This window comes from Allostigmatella hybrida (genome assembly GCF_020103775.1).
Taxonomy (GTDB): Bacteria; Myxococcota; Myxococcia; order Myxococcales; family Myxococcaceae; genus Hyalangium; species Hyalangium aurantiaca.
Genome location: NZ_JAHXBH010000005.1, coordinates 281,195 through 294,526, shown reverse-complemented (window position 1 = coordinate 294,526; position 13,332 = coordinate 281,195). Strand labels below are relative to the sequence as shown.

Annotated in this window: 11 protein-coding genes; 8 read left to right on the top strand and 3 right to left on the bottom strand. The window is 70.6% G+C overall.

Annotated elements, in window-relative coordinates; translation table 11 throughout:
- The first annotated feature begins 6 nt into the window (after positions 1–6).
- From KY661_RS12040 to larC, 4 genes are all read left to right on the top strand, one after another.
- Complete coding sequence (locus KY661_RS12040) at positions 7–2,070, top strand: chemotaxis protein CheA (RefSeq protein ID WP_225410348.1); 2,064 nt, start codon at positions 7–9, stop codon at positions 2,068–2,070.
- Complete coding sequence (locus KY661_RS12035; RefSeq protein WP_225410347.1) at positions 2,067–2,666, top strand: chemotaxis protein CheC; 600 nt, start codon at positions 2,067–2,069, stop codon at positions 2,664–2,666. Before KY661_RS12040 ends, KY661_RS12035 begins: the two co-directional genes overlap by 4 nt.
- Before the next feature lie 61 nt (positions 2,667–2,727).
- Complete coding sequence (larB, locus tag KY661_RS12030; RefSeq protein ID WP_225410346.1) at positions 2,728–3,480, top strand: nickel pincer cofactor biosynthesis protein LarB; 753 nt, start codon at positions 2,728–2,730, stop codon at positions 3,478–3,480.
- A complete protein-coding gene (gene larC, locus KY661_RS12025) occupies positions 3,477–4,673 on the top strand; it encodes a nickel pincer cofactor biosynthesis protein LarC (protein ID WP_225410345.1) in 1,197 nt (398 codons plus the stop codon). The genes larB and larC overlap by 4 nt, the downstream gene beginning before the upstream one ends.
- Here the strand turns inward: larC and KY661_RS12020 are convergent.
- Together KY661_RS12020 and KY661_RS12015 are read right to left on the bottom strand one after the other, a co-directional pair.
- Complete coding sequence (locus tag KY661_RS12020; RefSeq protein ID WP_225410344.1) at positions 4,660–5,652, bottom strand: Gfo/Idh/MocA family protein; 993 nt, start codon at positions 5,650–5,652, stop codon at positions 4,660–4,662. The two genes, larC and KY661_RS12020, sit on opposite strands and share 14 nt — an antisense overlap.
- 17 nt (positions 5,653–5,669) lie before the next feature.
- Positions 5,670–7,238 carry a putative Ig domain-containing protein gene (locus KY661_RS12015; protein ID WP_225410343.1) on the bottom strand — a complete coding sequence of 523 codons (1,569 nt, stop codon included), beginning with the start codon at positions 7,236–7,238 and terminating at the stop codon, positions 5,670–5,672.
- A 201-nt stretch (positions 7,239–7,439) separates the two neighbouring features.
- On the opposite strand from KY661_RS12015, the gene KY661_RS12010 reads away from it, so the two are divergent.
- From KY661_RS12010 to KY661_RS11995, 4 genes are all read left to right on the top strand, one after another.
- Positions 7,440–7,934 (top strand): ATPase, encoded by a 495-nt coding sequence (locus KY661_RS12010; RefSeq protein ID WP_225410342.1) that lies wholly within the window; start codon positions 7,440–7,442, stop codon positions 7,932–7,934.
- A 119-nt stretch (positions 7,935–8,053) separates the two neighbouring features.
- Positions 8,054–8,893: a nucleotide exchange factor GrpE gene (gene grpE / locus KY661_RS12005; protein ID WP_225410341.1), complete on the top strand. Its 840-nt coding sequence runs from the start codon at positions 8,054–8,056 to the stop codon at positions 8,891–8,893.
- Positions 8,894–8,899: 6 nt separating this feature from the next.
- Positions 8,900–10,729, top strand: coding sequence for a molecular chaperone DnaK (gene dnaK / locus KY661_RS12000; RefSeq protein WP_075006409.1), 1,830 nt, complete (start codon positions 8,900–8,902; stop codon positions 10,727–10,729).
- Positions 10,730–10,782: 53 nt separating this feature from the next.
- Positions 10,783–12,282, top strand: a complete 1,500-nt coding sequence (locus KY661_RS11995; protein WP_225410340.1) for a serine/threonine-protein kinase — start codon at positions 10,783–10,785, stop codon at positions 12,280–12,282.
- On the opposite strand, the gene KY661_RS11990 is transcribed toward KY661_RS11995, so the two are convergent.
- A complete protein-coding gene (locus tag KY661_RS11990) occupies positions 12,279–13,004 on the bottom strand; it encodes a YsnF/AvaK domain-containing protein (RefSeq protein ID WP_225410339.1) in 726 nt (241 codons plus the stop codon). The two genes, KY661_RS11995 and KY661_RS11990, sit on opposite strands and share 4 nt — an antisense overlap.
- Between the last annotated feature and the right edge of the window lie 328 nt (positions 13,005–13,332).

Genomic DNA, 13,332 nt, shown 5'->3' with positions numbered 1-13,332 from the left:
CCCGGCATGACGATGGACATGTCCCGGTACCTCGGGCTCTTCGTCACCGAGGCGACCGAGCACCTGGAAGCGTTGGGCAGGGACTTGGTGCAGCTGGAGCGCGAGGGCGGCGCCAGCGTGGTGGACTCCATGTTCCGCCACGCCCACTCCGTCAAGGGCATGGCCTCCTCCATGGGCTTCGAGCCCATCGCTACCCTGGCGCACCGGGTGGAGGACCTCGTGGATGCCGTGCGCCAGGATGCCAGCCGCCTCAACCGGGAGCTGGTGGACCTGCTGCTCTCCTCCGCGGACACGATGCTCGCGCAGGTGCGCGCCGTGTCGGCCAACCAGCCGCCGGACGAGGCCGCCTCGCTGCTGGCCCAGCTCGCCACGCGCGTCTCCGCCCTCACCGGCCAGGAGCCCGCGCCCACCCGGGTGATGCGCACCACCACCGGGGTGCGCGCCACGCCGGCCCCCGTGGCCTCGACGCCGGTGCCCGTGGCTGTGAAGCCCTCCGAAGCCCCGTCCCCGGAGGAGCCGTCCCCGGGGGCCGCCGCGCCTCCCGCCGCCCCCGCGCCGGAAGCGAAGGCCGCGGAGCCTGCCCCGCCCGCGGTGCGCTGGGACGTGAAGGTCCGCATCGTGCCGACGTGCCAGGTGCCCGGGGTGCGCGCCTTTCTGACGCACAAGCGGCTGTCGGCGCTGGGCACGCTGCTGGACCTCAAGCCGCCCCTGGAGGACCTGAAGGCCGGGCGCGTGCCGGACGGGCTCATCCAGTGTGAGCTGGAGACCTCCGCGGGCGAGGCGGGCATCCAGTCGGCGCTGAGGAACGTGTCCGAGGTGGAGGTGGTCTCCGTCACCCCCTCGGTGCCCGCGCCGCCCGTGGCCCCTGTGCCCCCGCCCTCGTCCGACGGGGCGCGCGTGGTGGGCGAGTCCACCTCGCGCACGGTGCGGGTGCGCACCGAGCTGCTGGACTACTTCCTGGACACCGTGGGCGAGCTGATGCTCGCCACCGCCCGGCTGCGCGAGGTGGGCAAGGTGCTGCCCGAGAACGCGCGCCCGGCCCTGGAGGAGGGCGTCTACCGGCTGCACGCGCTGGTGAAGGACCTGCACGACAAGGTCATGTCGGCGCGCATGACGCCGCTGTCGCTCATCACCGACCGGCTGCCCCGGGCCGCGCGCGACATCGCCCGCAAGCGCGGGCGCGAGGTGGACCTGGTCGTCACCGGCGCGGAAATCGAGCTGGACCGGGCCATCCTGGACGAGCTGGCCGACCCCATGCTGCACCTGCTGCGCAACTGCATCGACCACGGGCTGGAGACGCCCGAGGAGCGCACCGCGGTGGGCAAGGAGGCCCGGGGGCGCGTCCAGGTGACGGTGAAGCGGACCCGGGACCGGGTCGTCATCGACATCGAGGACGACGGCCGGGGCATGGACCCGGCCAAGCTCAAGGCCGCGGCGCTGGCCCGGGGCTCCATCACCGCCGAGGCCGCGGCGCGAATGTCGGACCGCGAGGCCTTCCTGCTCTCGTGCCTGCCCGGGGTGTCCACCGCCAAGGACGTGTCGGAGATTTCCGGCCGCGGCGTGGGCATGGACGCGGTGAAGCGCGTGGTGGAGAACACCGGCGGCACGCTGGAGATTGGCAGCGAGAAGGGCGTGGGCACCCGCTTCACCCTGCGCCTGCCCCTGACGGTGGCGGTGATTCACCTGCTCCTGGTGGAGGTGGGCGAGGAAGTCTTCGGCCTGCCCATCGCCAAGGTGCTGGGGGCCATGGAGGCCGACGGGGACACGCTCAGCCGCAGCCGGGAGACGGCGCTGCTGCCACATGGTAATACATTGCTGCCTGTCCACGCACTCGATGCCTTGCTGGGAATCCCTGAATCTTCCCACCGGGGGCTGCGGCCCTTCGTGGTGATGGAGGTGGACACGGGGAAGGTGGCGCTCGCGGTAGACCGGCTGCTTGGCCAGGAAGAGGCGGTGCTCAAGCCCCTGTCGAAGCCCCTGGACTTGCTGCCGGGCCTTTCTGGGGTGACGATTCTGGGAAGTGGCCGTCCGGTCTTCATTCTGGACGTTCCGAGGTTACTGTCCGCGTGAACGGCTTGGTTCCCAGCGAGATGCAGCTCGACGTGCTGCGCGAGGTGGCCAACATCGGCTGTGGCCATGCGGCCAATGCCCTGGCCCGGTTGGTCGGCGGCAAGCGGGTGAACCTGTCCGTGCCCCGCGCGGTGATGGCCAGCGCGGAGGAGGCCGCCGAGCGGCTGGGCGGCGAAGAGCCGGTGGTGGGCGCGCGCCTGGGCATGCAGGGCGAGCTGCGCGGGGTGATGCTCTTCGTGTTGCCGGTGCGCGACGGCGCCTCGCTGGGCACGGTGCTGCTGGGGCAGGTGGCCCGGGGGGCGGAGCTGGAGAGCGCGCTGTCGGAGACGGCGAACATCGTGGCCAGCGCGTGCCTGTCGGCCATTGGGAAGCTGACGCGCTGGCGGCTGCTTCCCACGGTGCCGGAGATGCTCAAGGGCTCGGCGCGCGAGGTGGTGGCCCAGGCGGTGAAGGAGACCGAGGGCGAGCAGACGAGCCCCGTGGTCGTCCTCGAGGCGCGCTTCTCGGCGGAGTGCGCCCCGGCCGTGTCGGGGCAGATGCTGCTGGTGCTGGAGCGCGAGAGCTCCCAGGCGCTGCTGCAGCGGCTGGGCGTCTAACGTCTCGCGCGCGTGGGTTCGTGGGTTCTCCTCCCCGGGGGTTTGGGGTAGAGGGGCTCCCATGGATGAGAAGGCGCTCACGCGGTTGCTGTCACAGGTGAAGGGCGGCAAGGTCTCCGTGGACGAGGCGGTGGGCCAGTTGAAGGACTTGCCCTTCGCGGAGCTGGGCTACGCCACGCTGGACACGCACCGCTCGCTGCGCTTCGGGTTTCCGGAGGTGGTGCTGGGCGAGCCCAAGACGGCGGAGCAGATTCTGGGCATCGTCGCGGCGCTGGTGGAGCGCAAGCAGACGGTGCTGGTGACGCGGCTGCAGCCGGACAAGGCCGAGGCGCTGGTGGCGCGCTTTCCCAAGGGCGAGTACCACCCGGTGGCGCGCATCTTCCACCTGCGGCAGGGCAAGGCGCGCGCGGGCAAGGTGGCGGTGGTGACCGCGGGCACGGGCGACATTCCGGTGGCGGAGGAGGCGGCGCTGACGGCCGAGGCGCTGGGGGCCACGGTGCGGCGCGTGTACGACGTGGGGGTGGCGGGCATCCACCGGCTCCTGCGGCGGCGGGAGGAGATTCAGGAGTGCCACGCGGCGGTGGTGGTGGCGGGCATGGAGGGGGCGCTGGCGAGCGCGGTGGGCGGCCTGGTGGGCATTCCGGTGGTGGCGGTACCCACCTCGGTGGGCTACGGGGCGAACTTCCACGGGGTGTCGGCGCTGCTGGCGATGGTGAACTCGTGCGCCTCGAACGTGGCCACCATGAACATCGACAACGGCTTCGGGGGCGGCTTCTACGCGGCGCTCATCTCGCGCACGAAGGGCCGCCGGTGAAGGCGGGAGCAGGGGAGGGGGCGGCGCGGAAGATTCTCTACCTGGAGCCGGTGGGCGGCATCGCCGGGGACATGTTCCTCGCGGCGGGCGTGGACCTGGGGCTCTCCCCGGAGGCCATTGCCCAGGCGCTCGGCGGGCTGAAGGTGCCGGGCTGGAAGCTCGCGGTGAGCCGCGCGGTGCGCCACGCCATCAGCGGCACGCACCTGGACGTGGTGCTGGATGAACGCGAGGCGCACCCCCACCGCGCGTACGTGGACATCCAGCGGCTCATCGAGGCGGCGGACACGCTGCCGCCGCGCGCGAAGGAGCGGGCGCTGGCGGTGTTCCGGGCCATCGGCGAGGCCGAGGCGAAGGTGCACGGTGTGCCCCTGGAGGAGATTCACTTCCACGAGGTGGGCGCGGTGGACTCCATCGTGGACATCTGCGGCGCGGCGGTGGTGCTGGAGCTGCTGGGCAACCCGGAGGTGTTCGCGGCGCCCCCGCCGCTGGGCAGCGGCACCATCCGCGTGGCGCACGGGAGCATGCCCATTCCGGTGCCGGCCACGCTGGAGCTGCTCCGGGACGTGCCGGTGCGCTTCGAGGGGGTGGGGGAGCTGACGACGCCCACGGGGGCGGCGCTCCTGAAGGTGCTCGCGCGCATTGGCCATGCGCCGGACTTCATCGTGGAGCGCGTGGGCTACGGGGTGGGGACGAAGGACTTCAAGGACCGGCCCAACGTGCTGCGCGCCTCGCTGGGGCGCGCGGAGGCCCGGGCGGACGCGGGGCTCTGGGTGGTGGAGGCGAACCTGGACGACAGCACGCCGCAGCTCCTGGGGTACCTGATGGAGCGGCTGCTGGAGCAGGGGGCGAGGGATGCGTGGGTGGTGCCCGCGGTGATGAAGAAGGGCCGCCCGGGACACCTCCTGGGGGTGCTGGTGGAGGGCGGCCAGCGCGAGACGGTGATGGACACGGTGCTGCGCGAGTCCACGACGCTGGGGGTGCGCTACCACCGGGTGGAGCGGCACGCGCTGGAGCGGGACTGGGTGGAGGTGGAGACGCCGTGGGGCAAGGTCCGCGTGAAGCGGGGCCTGCGCGCCGGCGAGGTGCTCAACGCGCACCCGGAGTTCGAGGACTGCCGCCAGGTGGCGGACAAAGCGGGCGTTCCCCTCAAGCAGGTGATGGCGGCGGCGCTGGCGGCCCTCACCCGAGGGTGAGGCGGCGCCCCTGCTGCTCGGAGGCCACGGCGGCGGAGAGCAGGCGCTGGACGGTGGCGCCGGCCTCCACGGGGGCCAGCTCCTCCAGGGGCCCTCCCTGAATCAAGGCGAGGAACTTCCGGGCCGTCTCCACGTGGGCCTCGGCCCAGGGCTCGTGGGCGCCGGGGGAGGGCACGTGGCCCGGGGCCAGCTCGCGCCACTGGCCCTCCTGGAAGACATTCACCGGGGAGAGGCACCAGCCATTCCGCGCGGGCACGTAGCCCGCGGAGAAGCCGGCCTCCCAGCCCTCGCCGAGCAGCGACCAGCCCCCGTGGATGCCCGGCTCGGCGCACGCGGCATGGGTGAGGACGAGCACGGTGCCCGAGGCGAGCCCCACGTGCAGCGCGGCGGTGTGGACGGGGCGGCCCGAGAGCGAGGCCTGCACCCAGGTGGGCGCGGCGCCGGAGAGCCACAGGGCCGCATCGAGCACGTGGGAGAAGCCGCCAAAGTCCGCGGACGCGCCCAGGAAGGGGCCGGGCCCATTGCCCTCCACGGGAACGAAGCCATTGCGCAGCGTCACCACGAGGTGGTGCGGAGGCCGGCGCTTGAGCCAACCCTTGAGCGCGCGCAAGGGGGGGAGCATCCGGTAGGGGAAGTTCACCACGCAGGGCAGGTTCCGGGCGCGGGCCTTCTTCACGAGCGCCTGGGCCTCTTCGTCCGTGCGCACGAGGGGCTTCTCGCACAGCACGGCCCGGCCCGCGTCGAGCGCCCGCTCCACGTGCTCGCGGTGGAGGGCATCGGGGCTGGCCACCACGACGGCATCCACGGCCTCGCACAGCGCCTGGACATCGGTGGTGGCCAGGGGAACGCCTTCCTGGGCGGCCACCTCGCGGGTGTGCTCCAGGCGCCGGCCACACAGCGCGGCCACCTCGGCGCCCGCGGCACGGAAGGCCCCCAGGTGCATCCGCCCCCAGCCTGTTCCGATGATTCCAATGCGCATGCGGTGAACTTAAGGGCCTATGGGCCGAAATCGAAGCGGCTCTGGATGGGGTAGTGGTCGGACGTCGTGTTGGCGTAGTCGGGCAGGGAGGGGTGGAGCACCTGCGTGGATTCGCTCACGTAGTCGCCGGCCAGTTCATCGGTGACGAGCTGGTGGTCGATGAAGCTGGGCCAGCCCACGGTGCTGCCCACGCCCTGCAGGGACAGGGGCCTCGTGAGGAACTGGTAGGCGCTGGGGGCCGAGACGAAGTTCTCGTAGGGCGAGGGCATGTAGCCGCTGGCGTCGTAGATGGAGACGTCCACATCGTCGTTCCAGTCTCCCAGCACGACGACCCGGGCAGTGGGCAGCTGCGAATCCAGGTACTGCTTGAGGGCGGCGCCCGCGTCCTTGCGCCGGTTGTAGTCGGCGATGCCGCCGGTCTGCGCCTTCATGTGGAGCACGATGGCGATCAGGTCCACGCTCTGGCTTCCCCGGGTGACGCGCAAGCTCACCTGCAGGGGCGGCCGGCCCGCGAATTCATAGTCATACCCGGTGAGGATGATCTTGGCCTCTTGCATCTGCACGGTGTCTGACTTGAAGAGCACGGCCGGTTTCTGCTCGCTGGCCGTGTAATAGCTGGAGCCCTGGCTGACGCGGGAGTCGTTCGCGGCGAAGCCGTCATAGCCGGGCAGGGCCTGCTTGAGCTGAAGCAGCGCGCTGGCACTGACGACCTCCTGCAAGGCCCAGAAATCGACCCCCGCGTCGCCGATGACGGCGCGCACGTTGTTGAGCTGGAGGGCGTCGTTGGACGGGCCTTCCGTGGTGCTCCCGAACCATTCGACGTTCCAGTTGGCGACGGCCAGGGGGAGGGGTGAGCCCGCGTCCGGGGGACCGCTGTCGGGAGTGCCACTGTCCGGAGTGCCGCTGTCGGGAGTGCCGCTGTCCGGCGTGCCGCTGTCGGGAGTGCCGCTGTCGGGAGTGCCGCTGTCCGGGATTCCGCCATCCTTGGGGGGCTCCTTCACCTCCAGGAGCAACTGCTGTGACGCCTGCGCGCCATTGGCGTCCTCGACGCGCGCCACGAAGAGGCCGGGAACCGTGTCCACCGGGACACCCGAGAGGCCGCCGTTCTCCGCCAGCGTCAGCCCCAGGGGAAGGGTCCCTGTGCTCACCGTCCACTTCAGGGGCGGCTGTCCTCCCGTGGCCGTCAGGGACGCCGCATAGGCGGTACCCCGGGTGGCCGGGGGCAACGGCAGGCTGATCACCGAGGGTGCCGGGTACACGCGCAGCGCGTAGAACCGGGCCGCTTCCTGGCCCAGCGTGTCCTTCAACCTCACATAGAGGGAGTACATCCCGGCTTCCGTCGCCGGACCCGTGAGCAGCCCCGTGTCCGTATCGAAGGAGAAGCCAGGGGGGGCCTGCTCCACGGAATAGCGCAGCGGGGCCACGCCGCCGGTGGCGGTGAGGCGAGCCTCGTAGGGCACGCCCACCGTGGTGGAGGGCAGGTCGATGGTGGGCAGCAGCGGGCCCCCGTCGTACTCCTCGCGGCCGGCGCAGGCGCTCAGCACGGCGATGAGGGCAAGGGCTGCCGCCGATCGGGTGAACAACATAGGTGTAGCTCCCGGGACAGGCCCTCCCCGGGAGGACCAATGGCTTGTCACTCTACCGTGTTGCCAGGCAGGCGGCGCTCGCGGGGCGGTGACGCTCTGCGTAGGAAAGCTTTGCGCTCCTAGCGGCGCTGAAGTCAGATGGGCCCCAGCGCTTGGTTGGCGCCAACAGAACCCGCCGCTCCCGAAGGAGGCAGAAGCACCATGGCCGAGAAATGGGACAAGCAGTTCATGGAATTCATCCGGCGTACCAGCGACGACATCCGGCGCACCGGGGAGGACCTCAAGGTCGAAGCCGAGCGCCTCCTGGGCGAGGTGAGGGACCCTTCCCGCCAGGCCAAGCTCAAGGCCACGCTCTCCGAGTTCCGGGACAAGGCGGCCGCTGTCACCAAGGAGGCCGCCGAGCGGCTGGAAGGTGCGGCGCGTCACGTGGAGGACTTCGTGAGCCGGGGGCTCGACGTCGAGAAGGAGAAGGCCGCCGCGAGTCCTCCCAAGGGCGCCTCCGCCAAGGCCAGCCCTCCGCCTCCGGAGCCCACGCCCGGGACGGAAGCGCCCGCGCCCAAGGCGCCGCGCAAGACCGGAAAAACCATCGGCAAGAAGGCCGCCGCCAAGAAGGCCCCGGCCGCCCAGAAGACCGCCCCCGCCAAGAAGACCGCCGCGGGCAAGACGGGGAAAACCCTGGGCCGCAAGCGGGCCTGAGCCGGGCGGTTCTGCCTTGGCCACACATCTTCACCGGGGCGCGGGGGCTCGCCTGTCCGGGGGTCTTCCGGCCACGACGGTGGGTTGGATCGCACGGAGAGCCGTGACATAGTGTGCGAGTGTCTGGTTCCAACGAGAAGGGCAACTTCAGCGCGGACATCGCGCAGGAAGTGATCAACGCGGCGCTGCAGAGTGTTCAGCGCCGCTCCCAGCAGTCCCACGCCGAGGAAGGCATCTCCCTGGATGTGGAGTCCGCCGCGTCCCCGGAAGCGCCCGCCGAGGAGGCCTCCACCGCGACGGCCTCCGCCGAAGTGGCGGAGCTGACCGCCGCGCTCGCCGAGGCGCGCAAGGAGGCCGAGAACCTCCGCGCGCAGCTCGACTTCAGCCAGGGCGAGAGCCGCAAGCTGATGGAGCGCTTGAAGGCGGATCACGAGCGCTCGCTGCGCGCCGCGGCCGACCTGGAGAACTACAAGAAGCGCGCCCAGAAGGAGAAGGAGGAGGTCCAGAAGTTCGGCGTGGAGAAGCTGCTGAAGGACATCCTGCCGGTCATGGACAACCTGGACCGCGCGATGGACGCGGCGGCCAAGACGCCTGACTTCACCAGCTTTCAGAAGGGCGTGGCGATGACGCGCAAGTCCTTCGAGGACTCGCTGGGCCGCCACGGCGTGAAGGCCTTCAGCGCGCAGGGCCAGGCGTTTGATCCGCGCCTGCACGAGGCCATGTCCCAGGCGGAGACCGCCGAGGTGCCGCCGGGCCACGTCGCCTACGAAGTCCTGCGGGGCTATCACCTCAACGAGCGGCTCATCCGGCCCGCCATGGTGGTGGTGGCGCGCGCGCCGGCCCCGCCGCCCGAGCCCGCGCCGGCTGAGCCTGAGGTTGCTGCCGCTGCCGCACCGGAGGTGGGGGAGACGCCCGCCGTTTCTGTCGAATCCGGGAATTCTGCCGGGGGGAGTCAGTAAGACGCCATGGGTAAGGTGATTGGAATCGACCTGGGAACCACGAACTCCTGCGTCGCCGTGATGGAAGGCGGCGAGCCGGTGGTCATCCCCAACAGTGAAGGCAGCCGGACGACGCCGTCCATGGTGGGCTTCACGGACTCCGGCGAGCGGCTGGTGGGCCAGATTGCCAAGCGGCAGGCCATCACCAATCCGGAGAACACCGTCTACGCGGTGAAGCGGCTCATCGGGCGCAAGCTCGACTCGCCCGAGGCCAAGAAGGCCATCGGCATCAGCTCCTTCAAGGTGGTCTCCAGCCCCAACGGGGACGCCTGGGTGGAGATCCGCGGCAAGGGCTTCAGCCCGCCGGAAATCTCCGCCATCGTGCTGATGAAGATGAAGCAGACGGCGGAGGACTACCTCGGCGAGCCCGTCACCGAGGCGGTCGTCACGGTGCCCGCCTACTTCAACGACGGCCAGCGCCAGGCCACCAAGGACGCCGGCCGCATCGCGGGCCTCAACGTCCTGCGCATCATCAACGAGCCCACCGCCGCGGCGCTCGCCTACGGCCTGGACAAGGTCAAGGAGAGCAAGACCGAGCGCATCGCTGTGTATGACTTGGGCGGCGGCACGTTCGATATCTCCATCCTGGAGCTCAACGCCGGTGTCTTCGAGGTGAAGAGCACCAACGGCGACACGTTCCTGGGCGGTGAGGACTTCGACCAGCGGCTGGTGGACTTCCTGGCCAAGCGCTTCGCCGAGCAGAACAACGGCATCGACCTGCGCAAGGACCGCATGGCGCTGCAGCGGCTGAAAGAGGCCGCCGAGCGCGCCAAGCACGAGCTGTCCAGCGCGGCGGAGACCGAGGTGAACCTGCCGTTCATCACCGCGGACGCCACCGGGCCCAAGCACCTCACCGAGACGGTGGAGCGCGGGGCCTTCGAGGGGCTCGTCGCGGACCTCATCGAGCGCTCCATCGAGCCGTGCAAGGTCGCGCTGAAGGACGCCGGCGTCACCGCGCCGCAAATCAACCAGGTGCTGCTGGTGGGCGGCATGACGCGCATGCCGAAGGTGCAGCAGCGCGTGAAGGAGTTCTTCGGCAAGGAGCCGCACAAGGGCATCAACCCGGACGAGGTGGTCGCCGTGGGCGCCGCCATCCAGGGCGGCGTGCTCAAGGGCGAGGTGAAGGACGTGCTCCTCCTGGACGTCACGCCGCTGAGCCTGGGCGTCGAGACGGCCGGTGGCGTCTTCACGAAGATCATCGAGAAGAACACCACCATCCCCTGCAAAAAGAGCCAGGTGTTCTCCACCGCGGTGGACAACCAGCCGCTGGTGAGCGTGCACGTGCTCCAGGGCGAGCGCGAGATGGCGGCCAACAACAAGACGCTGGCGCGCTTCGAGCTGGTGGGCATTCCGCCGGCGCCGCGCGGGGTGCCGCAGATCGAAGTGGCCTTCGACATCGACGCGAACGGCATCGTGCACGTGGGCGCCAAGGACCTGGGCACCGGCAAGGTCCAGCAGGTGCGCGTGGTGAGCAACTCCGGCCTGTCCGAGGCGGAGATCCAGGCGATGATTTCCGAGGCCCAGGCGCACCTGTCCGACGACAAGAAGAAGAAGGAGCTGGCGGAGCTGCGCAACAACGCCGACGGGCTCATCTACACCACGGAGAAGAGCCTGGAGGAGTACGGCAACCTGCTGGCCGAGAAGGACCGCGACGAAATCAAGGCGGACCTGGAGCACCTCAAGGCGGTGCTGGCCACCGAGGATGCCACGCTCCTGAAGGAGTCCTTCCAGAGGCTGGAGGGCAGCGCCTACCGCATCGCGGACGCCATCTACTCGGGCGAGGCGAAGTCCGGCTGAAGTCCCTGTCTCCTCCCCCGGGCCCAGCCCGGGGCGAGGGCCGCGGGTGAAGCATGAAGGACGTGCGTTTCCCATCGCTCGAAGCCGAAGTCGCCTTCCTGCGCGGGCTGACGTCCGTCCACCGCATGGCGGACGACATCCTCGAGGACTGCTTCGAGCGGGGGTTGGACCTCGACACCGCCCTGGACGTGTTCCTCACCCAGTGCGCGCGGATGGTGCACGCGGCGGCGGGCTTCGTGATGGTGCGCGGCACGCGGGGCCCGGTGCTGACGCGGGTGCTGGGCACGCTGGGCGCGGACGTCTTCGAGGTGGCCAAGCACTCGGGCCCGCTGCGGCAGCAGGACGGGCGCATGCTCTTCTGCACCCAGCTCACGCTCGGCACGCTCAACCTGGGCGCGCTGGGGCTCCTCGTCGAGGGAAGCTTCGAGGACGGCGGGCAGATGGTGATGGCGCTGGTGGAGGCCATCGGCGAGCAGCTCGACTCGGCCATGCTGGGCTTCCTGGCCCTCATGGACGGGCAGGGGGTGCTGGAGCGGCTGGATGCCCTGGAGGTGGATGAGAACGCCACGCCGGTGCCGCACGGCCGCATCGGCCGCTACGAGGTGGTGACGCCGCTGGGCACGGGCGGCATGGCGCAGGTGCTGGTGGCGCGCGCGCGGGGGCCCGAGGGACTCGGGCGCTTGGTGGCGCTCAAGCGCATCCTGCCCCACCTGTCCTCGGACCCCGTCATGGTGCAGCAGTTCCTGGACGAGGCCCGCATCGGCTTGCAGCTCGCCCACCCCAACCTCGTCACCGTCTACGACATCGGCGAGGCGCAGGGCGCGTACTACATCGCGATGGAGCTGGTGCGCGGGGTGGATCTGCACCGGATGCTCCATGCCTCGAAGGCGCCCTTGCCCGCGGCGGTGGCGGTGGCGGTGGTCGTCCAGGGGCTGCGCGGACTGCATGCGGCCCACCTGCTCCAGGGCGAGGACGGGGCGCCGATGAACCTGGTGCACAGGGACTTGTCGCCGCACAACCTCATGGTGGGCTTCGACGGGCGGGTGAAGGTGCTCGACTTCGGCGTGGCCAAGGCGCGCGCCCAGCGCACGGTGACGCTGCCGGGCATCATCAAGGGCAAGCCGCTCTATATGTCCCCGGAGCAGGCGCGCGGCGAGCGGCTGGATGGGCGCAGTGATTTGTTCGCCATGGGGCTCATCCTCTACGAGGCCCTCACGGGCCAGTGTGCCTTTGACCGCGGGGACGAGCTGACGAGCTTGCACGCCATCTGCGACGAGGCGCTGGCGTGGCCGGAGTCCATCCCCCTGCCGCTCTGGGAGGTGATGTCGATGGCGATGGCCAAGCGTCCGGAGCGGCGCTTCCGCACGGCCCAGGAGATGGCGGACCGGCTCGCCGCGGTGATGCCGCCGGTGCGGGAGGAGGAACTGTCCCGGTTCGTCTCCCACCGCTTTCCGGACCGGCTGCGCGAGCTGGGCCGGCTGGACCGGCCCTCCTCCGGACGGGCCTCGCTGGCGGAGACGCGTGCGCTCGCGTCAGCGAAGCCCTCGCGCTAGCGGCGCAGAAGCGGATCGTCGCTGTTCAGGCCGAGCTTGCGCGAGTCCTCCGCGCCATCGATGTCCACCCGTTCGCGGCGGATCGTCTCATCGATGTCCCGCTCCTCCTCGACGGCCTGCTTGCGGATGACGACCTCTTCCTCCAGCACGGGGCGCTTGCGCACCTCCACTTCCTCGGCGCGCAGGGGCACCACCACGGTCTCCTCCTGGAAGGAGGCATTCATCGCGGGCCGGTCCTGTTGTACGGCGCGGCGCTCCACCGTCACGCGCTCGCGGCGCACGGGCACGGTGACGTGCTGCTCCTCCACGACGACGTCCTTGTGGACGCGGACCTCGCCGGCTTGCGTGGAGCGCTTCACCACATCCAGCCGCTCGCCGTGGACGGGGATGGCGACCTCGTCCTGCGTGCCCATCTCTCTGCGGCCCTCCATCCCCAGGGCCCCGGGGCCTACGCCCGCGCCGCCCCCCGTGCCCGCCATCACGTCCGAGTCCCGCGCGCCGTCGAACGAGAAGTGGTGCAGCCCCTCCTTGCCGTGCGTGAGGATGATCTCCCCGTCCTCCATGTGGCTGATCTCCGCGTAGCGGCACACGTAATCCTTGGGGAAGAAAAGACCTTTCTCGATGAGGAACTCGTCCTCGTTCACGGCGAAGACCTTGCCGAGCTTTTCGCCATCCATGCTGCGGACGGTCATGCCCTCTCGCACGTCGTTGCGTTGATACATGGCTTGCCTCCTTCGAGTGGCCTGCCGCGGAGCACACACCCGGGGGGGCGGTTTCCTTGCGGCCGGGTGATTCGAGCAGGGACGCCGGCAATTCCGTTGCCACTGCGGCCTTCCTCGAAAGTCAAAGTGGGCGTACGCGGGCCCCTTGACACCCCGCGAGGAAAGACACGTCAGCCCGCCTGGAGGCGCGCCACCCGGGCACAGAGCAACGCGTGCTCCGCTGCCTGCCGGGCAGGGGGCGTGCGGCGCTAGGGCGGACCGGGCTTCCAGGGAAGGGGGGGCAGCCCAATCCTTCGCTGCGCGGCGTCTGGGACATCCCCGGGAGGAG

Excerpts from the sequence above, each read along its gene's own strand:
- KY661_RS12040 (WP_225410348.1), top strand. The coding sequence starts at position 7 with ATGACGATGGACATGTCCCGGTACCTCGGGCTCTTCGTCACCGAGGCG.
- larB (WP_225410346.1), top strand. The coding sequence starts at position 2,728 with ATGGATGAGAAGGCGCTCACGCGGTTGCTGTCACAGGTGAAGGGCGGC.
- KY661_RS12020 (WP_225410344.1), bottom strand. The coding sequence starts at position 5,652 with ATGCGCATTGGAATCATCGGAACAGGCTGGGGGCGGATGCACCTGGGG.
- KY661_RS12015 (WP_225410343.1), bottom strand. The coding sequence starts at position 7,238 with ATGTTGTTCACCCGATCGGCGGCAGCCCTTGCCCTCATCGCCGTGCTG.
- KY661_RS12010 (WP_225410342.1), top strand. The coding sequence starts at position 7,440 with ATGGCCGAGAAATGGGACAAGCAGTTCATGGAATTCATCCGGCGTACC.
- dnaK (WP_075006409.1), top strand. The coding sequence starts at position 8,900 with ATGGGTAAGGTGATTGGAATCGACCTGGGAACCACGAACTCCTGCGTC.
- KY661_RS11995 (WP_225410340.1), top strand. The coding sequence starts at position 10,783 with ATGAAGGACGTGCGTTTCCCATCGCTCGAAGCCGAAGTCGCCTTCCTG.
- KY661_RS11990 (WP_225410339.1), bottom strand. The coding sequence starts at position 13,004 with ATGTATCAACGCAACGACGTGCGAGAGGGCATGACCGTCCGCAGCATG.